This window comes from Streptomyces sp. NBC_01260 (assembly GCF_036226405.1).
Taxonomy (GTDB): Bacteria; Actinomycetota; Actinomycetes; order Streptomycetales; family Streptomycetaceae; genus Streptomyces; species Streptomyces laculatispora.
Map to the genome: position 1 here is coordinate 8286549 of NZ_CP108464.1, position 14278 is coordinate 8300826.

At 70.0% G+C, this 14278-nt stretch carries 11 protein-coding genes, 1 tRNA gene and 2 pseudogenes; 5 read left to right on the forward strand and 9 right to left on the reverse strand.

Features of this window, described 5'->3' with window-relative positions:
- Positions 1-206: 206 nt before the first annotated feature.
- Complete coding sequence (locus OG322_RS36900; protein WP_123466823.1) at positions 207-998, reverse strand: AraC family transcriptional regulator; 792 nt, start codon at positions 996-998, stop codon at positions 207-209.
- A gap of 85 nt (positions 999-1083) precedes the next feature.
- Between OG322_RS36900 and OG322_RS36905 the strand changes: the two genes are divergently transcribed.
- Complete coding sequence (locus tag OG322_RS36905; RefSeq protein ID WP_266412908.1) at positions 1084-1887, forward strand: sulfite exporter TauE/SafE family protein; 804 nt, start codon at positions 1084-1086, stop codon at positions 1885-1887.
- A 99-nt stretch (positions 1888-1986) separates the two neighbouring features.
- Positions 1987-2685: an alpha/beta hydrolase gene (locus OG322_RS36910; RefSeq protein ID WP_123466819.1), complete on the forward strand. Its 699-nt coding sequence runs from the start codon at positions 1987-1989 to the stop codon at positions 2683-2685.
- Between the two features lie 117 nt (positions 2686-2802).
- Here the strand turns inward: OG322_RS36910 and OG322_RS36915 are convergent, their stop codons facing one another.
- The 4 genes from OG322_RS36915 to OG322_RS36930 form a co-directional block, all read right to left on the reverse strand.
- On the reverse strand, positions 2803-3282 hold the full coding sequence (locus tag OG322_RS36915; RefSeq protein WP_123466817.1) for an HIT family protein: 480 nt from the start codon (positions 3280-3282) through the stop codon (positions 2803-2805).
- A gap of 905 nt (positions 3283-4187) precedes the next feature.
- Complete coding sequence (locus OG322_RS36920; protein WP_329307514.1) at positions 4188-5069, reverse strand: sigma-70 family RNA polymerase sigma factor; 882 nt, start codon at positions 5067-5069, stop codon at positions 4188-4190.
- A 33-nt stretch (positions 5070-5102) separates the two neighbouring features.
- Entirely contained in the window at positions 5103-5819 is a 717-nt protein-coding gene (locus OG322_RS36925; RefSeq protein WP_124286399.1) for a hypothetical protein, read from the reverse strand.
- A gap of 623 nt (positions 5820-6442) precedes the next feature.
- Positions 6443-6515: transfer RNA gene (locus OG322_RS36930), tRNA-Pro, on the reverse strand.
- Positions 6516-7309: 794 nt separating this feature from the next.
- Here OG322_RS36930 and OG322_RS36935 point away from each other — a divergent pair.
- Positions 7310-7675, forward strand: a pseudogene (locus OG322_RS36935) (aminoglycoside phosphotransferase family protein); the annotation flags it as partial.
- 454 nt (positions 7676-8129) lie between these two features.
- Here the strand turns inward: OG322_RS36935 and OG322_RS36940 are convergent.
- Positions 8130-8729, reverse strand: coding sequence for a hypothetical protein (locus tag OG322_RS36940; RefSeq protein WP_329307808.1), 600 nt, complete (start codon positions 8727-8729; stop codon positions 8130-8132).
- Between the two features lie 410 nt (positions 8730-9139).
- On the opposite strand from OG322_RS36940, the gene OG322_RS36945 reads away from it, so the two are divergent.
- The gene (locus OG322_RS36945) at positions 9140-10093 is read left to right on the forward strand and encodes a GNAT family N-acetyltransferase (RefSeq protein WP_123469499.1); all 954 of its coding nucleotides are present in this window, start codon (positions 9140-9142) and stop codon (positions 10091-10093) included.
- Between the two features lie 26 nt (positions 10094-10119).
- Here the strand turns inward: OG322_RS36945 and OG322_RS36950 are convergent.
- Positions 10120-10737: pseudogene (locus OG322_RS36950) on the reverse strand (hypothetical protein).
- A 117-nt stretch (positions 10738-10854) separates the two neighbouring features.
- Here OG322_RS36950 and OG322_RS36955 point away from each other — a divergent pair.
- Complete coding sequence (locus tag OG322_RS36955; protein ID WP_124286400.1) at positions 10855-11586, forward strand: alpha/beta fold hydrolase; 732 nt, start codon at positions 10855-10857, stop codon at positions 11584-11586.
- 274 nt (positions 11587-11860) lie between these two features.
- Here the strand turns inward: OG322_RS36955 and OG322_RS36960 are convergent, their stop codons facing one another.
- Together OG322_RS36960 and OG322_RS36965 are read right to left on the reverse strand one after the other, a co-directional pair.
- Positions 11861-13102, reverse strand: coding sequence for a phosphopentomutase (locus OG322_RS36960; protein WP_329307515.1), 1242 nt, complete (start codon positions 13100-13102; stop codon positions 11861-11863).
- Between the two features lie 10 nt (positions 13103-13112).
- Positions 13113-14276, reverse strand: coding sequence for an alanine racemase (locus OG322_RS36965; protein WP_124286402.1), 1164 nt, complete (start codon positions 14274-14276; stop codon positions 13113-13115).
- Positions 14277-14278 lie beyond the last annotated feature (2 nt).

The window sequence follows — 14278 nt, forward strand, 5'->3', positions numbered from 1 at the left end:
TACCTTCAACCCACCACACCGACCGACGGCTTCCCGCCCGTCACAGGCTCCTGCTCCCCGGGCTGCCTCGCCGACCGGGCAACCGGACACCTCGTTCTCCGCATGGCCGACCGGCTCTGCGATGCGTCGGCGGCAGCGGCAGGCGATTCGGCCCCGCGTCGTGGCGTGCAGTCAGGGCGCGGAGACGCTGAAGTGCCACGGATCGCTCAGCAGTTGCGGCTGCGGCCGACGCCCTGGCGGCTCGCGGCGAAGCGGGACGGGGGCAGGCCGAAGGTGCGCGTGAAGGCCGCGGTGAACGCGGCGGGAGAGGCGTAGCCCAGACGGCCACCGACCTCGCTCACCGACGCGGTCCGCAGCAGCGGAACGGCCGCGAGCAGCCGGGCGCGGGCCCGCCAGACGGCAGGGCTGTCGCCGGCCTCGGAGCGGAAGCGCCGGGTGAAGGCCCGTTCGCTCATGGCCGTCCGTGCGGCCCACGCGGCATTGGTGACACCCGCGTCCGGGGCGGCCAGATACGCGCGGCAGAGCCTCGCGAGGTCGGCGGAGGCGGGAAGCCCGACATGGAACGGGAGCGGGGCGCGCTCGGCGATCTCGTGGAGGAGGAGCGCGGCGATGGCTCCCTCCCGCCCGGACAGGCCGTAGTCGATCTCGAACCCGACAGCGACCAGGAGCAGCTCGCGCAGCAGCGCCGAAACGTCTACGACCGTGCAGGTCACGGGCCACCACGGGACGGCATCCGGCTCGATGTACAGACTCCTGGTGCTCACTCCCAGCATGTGGACCCGATGACGGGTGGCGGCCGGGATCAGCACGGCGCGTTCGGGCGGAACGGTCCAGGTGCCCTCGGCGGTGTCGACGATCATGACCCCGGTGGCGCCGTAGAGGAACTGCGCGCGCCGGTGCTCGTGCCAGTCCAGTACGTGGCCGGGCGGGTAGTCGGTGCCGATCGGCAGGACGGCCCGGTCGGCGTGGTCGACGTCGGCAAGGGGGACGTTCTTCACCCGTCCATCCTACTGGCCGGGACGCGAAGGAATCGTGCTGACCATCGAATGCGAGCAGCCCGCCCGTGCTGGTGGAGTGGGGCCCATGGACGTTGTGGCATTGACAGGGATCGGACTCCTCACAGGGATGACGACGGTGTTGTTCGGCTTCGGCGGCGGATTCGTCGCGGTGCCGGTCGTCGTGTGGGCGGACGCCGCACTCGGCGCGGACGCGATGCGGGTGGCGACGGCCACCTCGGCTCTGGTGATGGTGGTGAACGCGGGCTTCGCGACCGCAGTCACACCGCGGCGGGTGCTCCGCACGCTCCGCGGCAGCGGCACGCTGCTCCTCCTCCTGGCAGTCGGCGCCTCGGCCGGAGCGGTCGCCACTCGGGTCGCCCCGGCCGATCTGGCCCGGTGGGCCTTCGTCGCGTACGTCGCTCTCACCATCGCCGACCTGCTCCTGCGCCCGGGATTCCTGCGCCCGCACACGGGAGGCGAGGCGGCCCCCGGCGCTCCGCGTCCGCTGCCCGCCGTCCTCGGCGCGCCGGTCGGGGCGGTCGCGGCCTTCCTCGGCGTGGGAGGCAGCGTCATGACCGTCCCCGCGATGCGGCGGGCCGGGCACACGATGCAGGTGGCGACCGCCCTGGCCAACCCCCTCACCCTCGCCATCGCGCTCCCGGCCACCGCGGTGTCCCTGTGCGGCGCCGTGGTCCCCGCCGCCATGGACGCGCATGTGCACCTGGCCGGTCTCGTCGACCTCCGCGCCGCCTCGGCTCTGCTTCTCGGAGCACTGCCGGTGATCGCGGTGCTGCGGAGGCGCCCGCCACGGATCCCCGACCGTACCCATGCCTGGGCGTACATCGGGCTGCTGGCCATGGTGACGGTCGCGATGCCGCTCGCGGCCTGAGCCAAGGCTGTTCCGTAATCCCGTGGGGAGTTCGTGCGCCCCGTTCGCCGTCAGCCAAGCCGGTCGCGACCGGCGGTGGGGCAGCTACAGGATGCCCGTATGCAACCGATCTTCGTACTCGTGCACAGTCCGTCCGTGGGTCCCTCCACCTGGAACCCGGTGGCCGAACGGCTGACCGCCAAGGGACATCAGGTACGCGTGCCGTCCCTGCTGCACGTGGGCGCCGGTGAACCACCGTTCTGGCCGCGGGCTGCCGAAGCCGTCCGGGCCGGCCTCCAGGGCGTCCCCACGGATCACCCTCTCATCCTGGTGGCGCACAGCAACGCGGGTCTGTTCCTCCCGTCCGTCCGCTCGGTGCTGGACCATCCGGTGACCGGCTCGGTCTTCGTCGACGCCGCGCTGCCGGCCCGCACCGGGCCGACTCCCGTTGCCCCGCCCGAACTGCTGGATTTCCTCCGTCCGATGGCAGTGAACGGCACACTGCCGCGCTGGACCGACTGGTGGGACGAGGCCGACATCGCGCCCATGTTCTCCGGGCCGGCGATGCGCCGGAAGGTCGTCGCCGAGCAGCCCAGGCTCCCGCTCGCCTACTACGAGCAGCACATCCCGGTCCCCGAGGGCTGGGACGACCACCCCTGTTCGTACCTGCTGTTCGGCCCCCCGTACGAGGACATGGCCACCGACGCCCATGAACGCGGCTGGCGGACCGCGCACCTGCCCGGAGCTCATCTGCACCAGATCGTCGACCCGGTCGGGACGGCACGGCAGCTTCTCGAACTGACCGTCGGAGAAGCCTGACAGCTATGCGACCCCCGTCCTCTCCGGTGAGGCTCGTTGGTTTGCCCCGCCCCCTCGCTCGGGGGCGGGGCAAACCTGCCTGCTGATTCCCCATTCACCGGGCGATCTCCTTCGGGTTCAGGCCATCGAGCGCAACTGGTCCAGTTCGCTGCCAATCGCATCCCGCAACACACCGTGCTGCGGACCGAGCCTGAACCGCTCGTCTCTCCACCGGTCACGCGGATAAAGCCACACCGGCGCACCCACCCGATCGGCAGTCTCCCACTCGAACCGCGGCCAGACATGGGCGTGCAGGAACGGGTCCGTGTTCCCCAGGATTTCCAGATTGACCCGACGAAAGGCCGGGTCCAGCCGTCGGCAGGCCCGCTCAACCGCTTCGCCCAACTGGTCCATGCCGGACAGGAACGACAGCCGCTTGGCCTTCGGCAGGTCGGACAGCCGTTGAACATTCGGTTCATCCACGAGGAGAACCGAATAGCCCGGGAGGAACTGAACGTCGCCGATCACCGCAAACCCCGACTCAAGCCGCCGCAGCACAGTGGGGTTCTCGCCCCGCAGCGCAGTTCCGATGCGATCCGTTCGCCAATCACCAGTCACAGCCGAAACCTAACGAGCTCGAGCACGGAATGGGGCGAGACGCCGAGGGTCCCGGCGGGGCTTGGTGTTCACATCTGCCTTACCGGGATCAGGTCCAGGGTCTGCTGATGGGAGAGTAAGCCAGCGATGGCCTGGACGATGTCGCTCATGTGCTCTCGGCGACCGAGACGCGGGCCACAGACCGCCAGTTCTTCAGATGGGCAATGCCGTGGTCGAGGACTCCAACGCCGTGCTCACACCAGTCACGCCAAGATCACTCCCCACGCGGCCGGTCGTGTTGGAACCGGTCTCCGGGCCCTGGGATGAAGGCGGGGTCGATGCCAAGCGCAACAACGCCTGCGCGTACGGAGTGTACGAAACGCTTGATCTCGTCCACCAGGAGATCCCAGGCGACGGGAGAAGTCCGCACGCCTGGCTCAAGGCTGGATCCGACGTTCCACCCCTCTTCGGACCGCACGATCCAGATCAGCCCGGGATCCGCGGACATCGAGCGGCCGACGCCCCACGCATCGCCCACGCGCATGGCCACACGTACGGCCGGACACACCGCCGCAACCCTCTTCGCCGCCTCCGGAGCCGCTCCATAGACATCGATTTCCATACGTGTGGCAGCGCGGTGCCAACGGCCTGTGGTCTCCTGGCCCACTGCGTCCACGGTCCTTGTCATCTGGTCCCGGGTCTCCCGCGGGTGCAGAGGGGGGACGTTCCCCATACGCGGACGACGCGGCGAGGCAGAACTCATCGGCCGTTCGGGCGGAACCCGTACCCGCACCACCAACGGCGGGCCTGCAAGGGCACGTTTCGAGGGCCTGGCGGACCGGAGCCGCCATCGGCAGCGCTGCGCGAACACGAACACACGGAGAGTCCGTTGTCCTCGCCGCGCCACCGACGGCCACGCACAGCCCTCAGTCAGGACGTGCGGCGAGACCCATGGACGAGAGGCGTTCCGGGTCATTCACCGTAATGATCTCGACGATCCGGCCATCGGCCACGGTGCACGCGATCACGCCCAGCAGCTTGCCGTGCGCGTTCCACACCACGACCCCGGGGCGACCGTTGACGAGGGCGCGGCGCGCAGTCGCCACGGCACGGGCGCCGCGCTGGACCCTGCGGGCCACCTCGGCCGCCCCCGTCCTGACGACCACGCCACGCGGGGTGTGCGAGCTCAACGTCACGTCCGGGTCGAGCACCCGCAACAGCGCCTCGAAGTCTCCGCCCCGCGCCGCCGCGAGGAACGCTTCGACCACGGGGCGCTGCTGCTGCCGCTCATCGGTTGGACGAGGCGTGTCCTGCACCTTCCGACGGGCCCGGCTGGCGAGCATCTTGGCGGCGTCCGCGGATTTGCCGATGATCTGCCCGATCTCCTCGAACGGCACCGCGAACATGTCGTGGAGCACGAACGCCAGCCGCTGGGTGGGATGGAGCGTGTCGAGCACCACCAGCAGCGCCAGCCCGACCGATTCGGCGAGCAGCGCGTCGTCCTCGGGCGCTCCGTCTCCGTCCTCCATCACCACCAGTTCGGGCAGCCGGTCGTCGTACGACGCCTCGGGCCGGGTCTTGCGCGAGCGCAGCGCGTCGATGCAGACCCGGCCGACCACGGTGGTCAGCCAGCCGGCGAGGTTGTCGATCGAGGCCGGGTCCTGGCGGGACAGCCTCAGCCATGCCTCTTGCACCGCGTCCTCGGCGTCGGCCCGCGATCCGAGCATCCGGTGGGCCACTGCCACGAGGCGCCCGCGCTGCTGCTCGAAGGCTCCTGCCAGGGCTTCGTCCGGAGCTGGTCCGGTCATGTTGCTGCCTCCCTCAAGCGAGTTCCGTCATGGCTATGACGAGCCCGGAGGGGCCGAGGTAACCGATGTACGAGCAACCTGATCGAACCACGCACGACGAACCGGCTCAAGGCTCCGCGGCACCGAGCAATGGCAGGACCGCTGCCGTCGAGGACCAGGCTGCCGCCGACGGTTCAGTGACTTGCTCGCCTCGGTGATCGCGAGATTGCGGATCGCCGTGTAGTCGATGCCGTAGTAGCGCTCGTACAGCGTGCTGCCGAGCAGTTCGGCGGCGACCCGCGCCGCCGCGAGGAACTTCGGTGTGAAGGTGCCCATGAAGATGTCCGGGGCCAACTCCTCGACCAGCGGCGCTCCGGCTTCGGCCTGCCGGGTGAGCACGCTGAGTTCGCGGATCAGCGGGTCGGGCAGGATGGTGCCGGGGAACGCCCGCACGGCCAGTTCGCCGAGCTGACGGAGCGCGGAGAGGGCAGGCTCGTGATCCTGATCGGCGACGCGGTCTGCGGCGACCGCACGGACCCAGGGCAGTTCCTCGACGTGCACCTGCCTTTCGAGGCTGAGCAGGAGCAGCGAGCGGCGGTTGCGCAGCGCCCGGTAGTTCGCGGCCATCAGGGTGCGCAGTGCCCCGTCCTTATACGCCCGCGCATGGGTGGAGGCGACCAGCTGCGGCACCAGTTCGGCCAGTACCTCCGCCGAGGGCACCACACCGCGTTCCGCGAACGTACTGATCGGAGCGCTCGGAGCCGCCTCCACGACGCGCCGCTCCGCCGCCGGGACCACCGTCCCCGCAGGCAGCCCGGTCCTCCAGGGCGTCGCGCGTGGAGTCGTCCGCGATCAGCGGTGCCACATCGGCCGCACCGGTCTGCTGCGGAAGTGCGGACAGGCGGTGCAGCACCGGCTCGGCGAGCACGTGGTGCGAGGGCTGGACAGCCTGCGCCGCCTGCCGGGCGCGCAACTCGCGGTGCCGCACGGAGCCCGGACGGTCGCGCCGGCGAACCATGGATTCCGCCGCGTGACGCAGCAGCCCGAGCCGGCGCGCGTCCAGAGGCCGGCCGGCGACGCGGCCTCGCGCTCGTACGGCTGGAGCGGGCCCTCGGCACTCGCTGCGGAGATGGCGAACCCGCCCCGTACGACTTCCGGAGTCACCCAGGCGGGAAGCCCCGCCACCCGGTGCGCGATCCGATGCTCAGGCGGCCCTCGGCCACTGCGGAGAGCACTGCTCGCCAGCGGGCCAACTGGTTTGCGGCGCGGGCTCGGATGTCGGCCTCGCTATGGGGCGGCGAGGTCAGGAGGGCCTGGGCCGGCACGGGCCGGGGAGAGGGCATGGATTCGCCGGAGTGGGCGGAAGGCTGCTGCTCAGCGTTGTCGTTCGCAGGCCGGCGTGGCAGGTTCCGCCCCTGCGCCCTCCGGGTCCCGAGCCCGGTGCTCTGGATGCTGAGCTACACACCGATGGAGGCGAGAGCAGACGTCTGTCCGGAGCCCGTACAAGCACATTTCCAGGGCCCCGGACAGGCTCCGGGTTCAGGCTGTCCGGGACCGGACCGGGAGCCAGGGCGCGGGCAGGAGCGGCACGATGTCGTACTGGTAACACGGCGCTGTGATGCATTGCTTGGGCGCGGGGACACAGGCATAGCCGATGGGCGCGACGACGGTGGCGCACGGGTTCGCCCGCGACACCGCGGAGCTGTCCGCAGCGTGTGCGGGACCGGTCGAGGTGAGAGGCAGGGCGGCGAGGACGATCGCCGTCCCAGCGCGTAGCAGGTTCTTGATCACGGGCAACAGGCATAGCGGCTCCGCCAACCAGGGGGAAGTCCATGGAAGGCCAAGTCACCCGTCTGGCCGAGCGGTCAGCGTTTTCGGTGGGCACGCAAGCCGACGACCGATCAGGCCGCGCCGGGCCCGGCTTGCAGCACGGTCAGCACCGGACCTGACCGTGCCGTATCGTCGACCAGCCGTTCCACTGAGGCACGTTGAGGTCGCCGGGCGCCGGGCCACCGTCCCGGGCATCGGCGGCAGGCGTCACGAACCAGCATTCCGAACCCCTGGCCCGCACTGCGGCGGACCCACGGCGTCCCCGCTTGTCCGCAGCCCGTCCAGGCTCCTGGAGGATCAGGCGAAGGCCCTGTTCACGTCCGGCGAGTACCCGGTGAGCGGCCAAGTTCGAGGCACATTGCGAGACCGGTCCACCCAGGAGCCGGCCCGGCGATAGCGTGACCGACATGATGGCTGAGGACGAGCCGGACATCGACTTCGACCTGGCGGCCCCGGGACGCCCCCTCTGGGACGTCGCCATGACCGCCCGCTACTGGGCTCCCATGCTCGATCCCGCATCTGCCGCCGCCCTCTACCCCCCAGGTTTGGACGCACCCGCACGGCTGCGGATCCTCGCCGACAGCTACGGCCTCTCCCGGCGGGAACGCGCCGAGCTGCCCGGTGTCATCGAACAGGCCACCCAGACCTGCCGGGACTTCGTCGCCGACCGTGTGGCCGACGGTGACCCGATCTACGTCCAGACGCCGACCGAGCGCGGTGGCTGGGAACGCTGGGACCGCATGCAGGCCTGGTTGGTCACCCACCGCGAGACGTTCACAAACGCCCTGCTGCGCTGACCGACTGAGACCTTGAAGAACAAGTCCAGAGAGCGTTTTGTCCTGGCAGGGGCGTTTGAGAAGCAGTCGGTCAGGCGTGAGTTCCGGCAACACTTCCACACGCGAAATCTGGAGCTCGGTGACCGCGCACGGCTTTACGGAACTCCGGGCCAGCAGGAGCGCTCGTGTCCGCGCTGCCCGGCGCTGCGGACTTCCCCAGACCGCGGCCCCGGTTGATCGAGGTCGCCCGCAACCTCTCCGAGCGCACAAGGAGCCAAGATGAATGGTTGGCTCGGCGAGATCCCAGGACTCCAGGTCAGTCTCATCAAGGCCAACGAGAAGCTTGCTGCCCCGACCGCAGCTTGGAACGGTCACGCAGCAACGGCCAGAGCGGACCCACCGACCTCGGCATGCCCGTCAGCACCAGACCGCGATGACGGGTCTACTCAAGCCCGCGCCTGCCGACTCGGAGGAGTTATGCGAGAAATTCCTGCCAGAAGGCGACGGTTGCTCTCGGGTTCCAATCGTCAGGGGCATGAGCACTGAAATCATCGAACTCGTGGTTGACGTAGTCGGCCAGGTCAACACCGTAATAGATGATGTCGGTCCCCCAGATCGACAGAACCGGGTGGCCGTGAGACCCGTGGCCGGCAGGCAGGAATCGATGCGCGTATACGGGAACGAGCCTCGGCACCCGGGCCAGCTTTGCCCTGGCCTCACGGACCGCTTCATCGGCATCTACTGGGCGCTGTCCCCATCCTGAGTGCCAGTAGCCATGCTGAACCGCCATGACGATGCCTTCGACCGGCCATTCAAGATGTTTCCGCAGTTTCGCAGGATCGCCATGACGCCAGTCAGGCCACGGATTCTCCCAGGTGGCGCCTTCCTCAGGCGGCTCACTCACCGGCAACCCGGCTGCCAGGAAGGCGCGGTGGTCGTCGGCAAACTCAAACCCGTACTCCTCTTCGACGCACCGCAATTCAGCGTCGCTCAGGCCGGGCTCTATCTCACAGCAGTCGGCGGTGGCCAGCAGATGCGCGGCCTCTGCCCCCAGCTTCATCCCCGCAGGTGTCATCACGCTTCGCACGGTAGCTTCCCGAGGCTCTTGAGGTCAGGCGGATATTTATGGGCTGTGACCTGGCGTGATGCCGACTCGGTGCCGCTCTGCGCTGCATGCAGGAGAACGTCCTGGCCCCCGCCACTGCCCGTTGTCCGGATAGTCGTTGCTCATCGCCCTGAACACAACGCCCGGCCTGCGCAGCAAGTTCGGGGCAGCCGAGGTTGCCACCTGCTCGTCGCGGGTGGGTTCACCCACCTGCGGGCCTTGTCCACCGTGGTCACCTTATCGAGGACATGGCCGGCCAGCGTGCCATCGGCTCCGCCGCCACAACGATGCGCTTCGCGCGTGGTGCTGTTGACTGCCGCGATCGGCGACCCCGGAAAACGGTTCGACGGCTTTGCGGATCCTTGACACCGTGGCGCACCATGACGAACTTCGAGCTTGTGACCGCCGCGGACGTGCAGCTCATGCAGGGACTGGCGCAGCGTGTCACCGTCACCCGCCCGGACCTGGTGAACAGCGACGCGACGTTCGGCGAACTGGCCTGGAACTGGGGCAGGGGGCACGCAGGCGACGGCGCAAGCTGGCCGCGTCGGCTGTGGTTCTCTGGCGGGGACCTGGTGGCGTGGAGCTGGGCCTGTCTTCCGCACCAGGTGAGGCGGAGCGACGGGTTGGTGAAGGACGTCACCGGCGCCTATCTGGCGTATCAGGTCCATCCCGACCACGCCGGGCTGGTTGACGAGGTGATCGACTGGTACGACGGTACGGCGGCGGACATCGAGCGTACGGTGATGCCGAGTGCCGCCGATGAGTTCGCCCTGAAGCGATGGGCGGCGCACGGCTATGAGACCGACCCGGCCTCGCTCGGCGACGCCGGGTCCTGGACCCAGCTCAACGAGCGGGACCTCATCGACGTGGAACAGCCGGTACTGCCAGACGGATTCCGGTTCCGTACCGCCGACGAGGCCGGGCCGAAGGCCGCGGTCCAGGCTCATCTGGACGCCTGGGCTCCCTCGACGTACACGGCCGAGGGCTACCGGGGCGTCCGGCAGACGGCGACGTATCGCGGCGACCTGCACATCCTGGTGGAGTCGCCGGACGGAACGATGGCATCCTCGACGATCATGTGGCTCGACGAAGCGAACAGGACCGCTGAGTTCGAGCCGGTCGGGACGCATCCGGACTACCGACGTCTGGGGCTGGCAAGGGCGATGCTTCTGCACGGGATGCATCTGGCGCGGGCGGCCGGGGCTACGCATATGACTGTGGCCTGCCTGGGTGCGCCGGGGCATCCCCAGGCGCGCGGGCTGTACTACGGCCTCGGGTTCCGGGAGTTGACGCGGGACGCGCCGCTCATCAAAACCAGGACCGCGGGCTGAGGGCTGGTCGTTCGGGTAGTCGCTGGTCAGGCCACGCTGGCTCGGGCGACGACCTGACGTAGGCGGGAGTCGCTGGCGTGGCGGTTCCGCCGGATGATGTAGCGGCAGATCATGCTGCCCTGTTCCTTGTGGGTGGCGTGGTCGGTGCCGTCGAGGGTGAAGTGGCGCAGGGCGGTGAACCGGGCCTCGATCCGGTTGAGCCAGGAGCTGTTGGTCGGGGCGTAGGCGATCTCGACGTTGTGAGCGGCGGCCCAGGTGCCCACTCGCTGGCACTTCTTCGTGGTCAGGTGCGGGGGAGAAGTTGTCGCAGACAATCTCCATGCGGACACGGTTCGGGTCGAGGGTGCGAAGGCTCAGGCGTTGAAAGGAGACGCCTTCCTCGCGGAGCAGGATGCGCAGACCCTCGTGGCTGATGTCGTCGACCACCCCCTCGGCGACCAGGAGTCCGCCGGTTTGGTCAGGCTCCACGTCGAGAACGGCAGGTCGTACTCGGTCGGCCTCGACTCCGCGATCTTCTTGATCTTGCGCCGCTCGGGCAGCGTGAAGGTTTTCGGCCGGCCGTCGGAGCACTTCGGGCAAAGGGAGTCGAATTCGTCGGCGTCGGAGTTGTGGATCACGTCCCAGGCGCGGTCGCGGCACAGCATTCGAACGGCGCGTCACACTGTGACTGACCGTCCTCGCTTGCCGGCATCTCCGCGTCTCAGCGCCGGGACGGCCCACCGGTAGAGTCGGTCCGAGAAGAGTGCTGATCTGGGGGACTCATGACGGCAGCGGGTGCGACACCCATCATCTTCGTACACGGGACGCGGTTCAGCGCGGGACAGTGGAGCCCACAGCTCGCCGCGCTCCGAGAGGACTTCCGGGTAGCCGCTGTTGACCTACCAGGCCACGGTGCCCGCTCTGCTCAACCCTGGAGCCTGAACGCGGCGACGGAGATCATCGCTTCCGCGGTGGACTCACTCGACTGCGGACCGGCTCTGGTCGTCGGGCACTCGCTCGGCGGATACGCCTCGCTGGAGTTCGCGCGGCGCTGCCCCGAGCGGCTGCGAGGGCTGGTCCTTGCTGGGGCCAGCGCCTCAACTCGTGGCCCGTGGGCGACGACGTATCGGTGGGTCGCCGGGCTCGTCCCTCGCATACCTGCGGACCGGCTGGCCCGGTGGAACGACCGGTTGCTGCGCCGGCTCTATCCACCCGAGGTGGTGCAGGCGACCATCCTCTCCGGCTACGCCTTCCACACCCTGCCGGCCGCCTGGGGCGAGGTGCTGGGCCGCTTCGACGCGGGTGCGATGCGTCATGTGGCGGTTCCCGTGCTCATCTTGAACGGGGAGAAGGACACCGTCTTCCGGTCCGGCGAGCTGGCCTTCGCCCGTGCGCATCCGCACGCCCGCGTCGAATTGATCCCGCGGGCAGGGCATCTCGCGAACTTCGACGATCCAGATGCCTTCACCGATGCTGTCCGCCGCTTCGCCCGGCAGCTGCCTGTTCGCAGCTGAGCGCGCCGGAGTCGGGTCCACCAGGGCGGCCCGAGCGCAGTGGGGCCCTGAACAATCCAACGGGCCCCGCGCTCAGGGCACTTGGCCTCGCCGACCCCGCCCCTGCGCACGGCCGCCAGGCTCTTGCGCAACTGCCGGTCCGTAGGCCACTTCCTGGCACGACACGCTGAGGAGCAGAACACGGCGTCAAGCCGAGCCCCCGGCCTCAGCCGCTCGCCCAACGGGTTCTCTCCCCGGGCCGCCCTCAGTCGGAAACCGGGGATCGGACAGGTACTCAGGCGGCGCGGCGACCCGTGTGGAGCGGGGTGCCGTCTGCGAGGCCCTCCGGGTCCAGCCCGAGCGACAGGGCGGCGGTGGCGCCGACGTCCGCCAGGCTGTGTGCGTCCGGGAGGAGTTCCACGCCGTCCGCGCCGGGCCGGTGGATCAGCACCGGGACGTACTCCCGGGTGTGGTGCGCGTGGCCGATCGTGGGGTCATTGCCGTGGTCTCCGGTGACGATCAACCGGTCGCCGGGGTCCGCGAGCAGCGCCACGAGTCCGGCGAGCCCGGCGTCCACCTGTTCCAGCAGGTGCCCGTACCGTTCCGTGTCCTGCTGGTGTCCTGCCAGGTCCGTCTCCTGGACGTTCGCGATCACGAGGGCGTCGCCCTCGGCGCGTACCGCGTCCAGGGTGTGCGACAGGACGTCGGCGGTGGCGACGGCCGGATGACGTGTCGCCGCCTCGCACACCAGGATGTCGGCGGCCTTGCCCACCAGGGTGACCGGGATCCCGGCCCGGGCTGCCAGCTCGGGAAGCTGGCGGGTGTGATCGAGTGGGGCGCCCAGGTGCTGCACCTGGAGACCGCCGTTGCGGTAGAAGCCGGTGGCGGGGGTGTCCAGGCCGACCGTTCCTCCGTCGCCGGGGCGGACGAAGTCGCTGAGCGGGCCGTCCGCGTGGCCGCCGACCGCGATGACCCGTGCGACCGGAGCGACGGCGCGCACGGTACGGGCGATGGAGAGGATTCCGCCGGGCCCGTCGAACGGGAGGGCGTCGAGGCGGCCGGAGGCGTTCCAGTTGATTCCGGGATCGGCCTCCAGGTTGTCGTGGACCAGGACCGCCCCGTCGACGACGAGCAGCGGCTTGCCGCCCAGCGGTTCGACCCGGTGGCCTGCGGCCGTCAGCGCGTCGGACACCTCGTCGAGGTGGTCGGCGAGCCGGGCGACCGTCACCCGGCTGAAGTCGGCGCCCATCATGGTCTGATGGCCCGCGAAGGTGTCCGCGCCCGGGTAGCCGAGCGCGGCCCTGCCCGCGGCCACGGGCAGGTGGGTGCGGCGTGCCAGGTCCGGGTGCGGGTGGACCAGCCCGAGCCCCAGCGCCCCGAGCAGCGGGAGGCGCAACGGCCGGCCCAATGCGGTGCGGCAGTGGTCGAGTACGTGTCCGCAGGTGTCGGCGGTGAGGTCGCCGGGGCGCAGGGTGCCCGCGTCGGGCATGGCGCCGACGCCGAATCCGTCGATGACGACGATGACGGTCTTGGCCATGAGGTGCTCCTTACAGGGCTCGGCCGTGGGCGTCGTACAGTCCGTTCAGCCGGGGGCTGCCGGAGGCGAGCCCGGAGACGACGGCGACGGTCGAGCGGGTGACGAAGATCTGGGTACGGAAGGCGAGCAGCGCGGTGTCCCCCACACGGACGTCCGCCGCACGGGCGGGCGCGTCGAGCAGCCGGTAGTAGTCGATGTTCTCGGCGGGTGCGTTCTGAACGCCCAGGCGGGTGCCGGTACGCGGCAGGAGGGCGCTGCGGATGTGCGAACGGGTGTAGAAGCCGCCGCCGAATATCGCCGGGCGGCCGTCGTCGAGCGTGTGGGCGACCTCGCTGACGTACACGTACGCGGGCTTCTCGGGCTGGGCCGGATCGAGGGCGTGCAGGGGGGTGGTGCCGGTGAGGGCGTGGCCCGGCTCGCCGTGGGTGGCCCCGAGTTCGGCGAGCAGCGGGAGGGACGCCATCGAGGTGGCGCTGGGGGCACTGAGCTTGAGACCGTGGTGTCCGCGCGCGGTCAGGAGCTCGCGGGCCTTGAGCGCCAGGCCGAAGTTGGGGGTGGCGGCGGGTACCCCGGTCACCGGGTCGCACAGGACGCAGGGGAAGGCGGTGACGCCCGCGATCCGGATGCCGTCCAGTGCTTCGGCGTCCTTGGCGAAGGCCTCCAGACGGTCGAGCGGTACGCCGCCCTCCTGGCCGGGGTAGACGGAGCCGTCTGCGCCTTCGAGCCGGATCAGGATGTCCTGGACGAAGCCGAGGCGGCGCGCCGCGTCGGAGACGGCGCGGGCGTTGGCCAGATCGAAGACCGTGACGGTCTCCGGGCGCCAGGCCAGCATTTCGGGCAGCGCGCGCCGGGGAATCTGGACGAGGTGTCCGAGGTTGCCGGGCTGTGCTCCGGCGGCATGCAGGGTGCGGGCCTCTGCCGGGTCGATGGCGGCCGAGCGGGGGATGTGCCGGGCGATGGCCCGGATCAGTTCGGGGTTGCGGCCGAGCTGCTTGACGACGAACCAGAGGCTGATGCCGAGACGTTCGGCCTCGGCCGCCAGCAGTGCGGCGTTGGCCTCGACGGCGTCCAGGTCGACGACGTAGGTGTCGGGCGGGATCTCGCCGTTGCGGTGCAGTGCGGCCGCGGCATCGACGAGCCCGGGATTGCGGGTGAGTACGGTGTCGAGAAACACGG

Excerpts from the sequence above, each read along its gene's own strand:
- OG322_RS36940 (WP_329307808.1), bottom strand. The coding sequence starts at position 8,729 with ATGACACCTGCGGGGATGAAGCTGGGGGCAGAGGCCGCGCATCTGCTG.
- OG322_RS36960 (WP_329307515.1), bottom strand. The coding sequence starts at position 13,102 with ATGGCCAAGACCGTCATCGTCGTCATCGACGGATTCGGCGTCGGCGCC.
- OG322_RS36945 (WP_123469499.1), top strand. The coding sequence starts at position 9,140 with ATGACGAACTTCGAGCTTGTGACCGCCGCGGACGTGCAGCTCATGCAG.
- OG322_RS36955 (WP_124286400.1), top strand. The coding sequence starts at position 10,855 with ATGACGGCAGCGGGTGCGACACCCATCATCTTCGTACACGGGACGCGG.
- OG322_RS36910 (WP_123466819.1), top strand. The coding sequence starts at position 1,987 with ATGCAACCGATCTTCGTACTCGTGCACAGTCCGTCCGTGGGTCCCTCC.
- OG322_RS36905 (WP_266412908.1), top strand. The coding sequence starts at position 1,084 with ATGGACGTTGTGGCATTGACAGGGATCGGACTCCTCACAGGGATGACG.
- OG322_RS36920 (WP_329307514.1), bottom strand. The coding sequence starts at position 5,069 with ATGACCGGACCAGCTCCGGACGAAGCCCTGGCAGGAGCCTTCGAGCAG.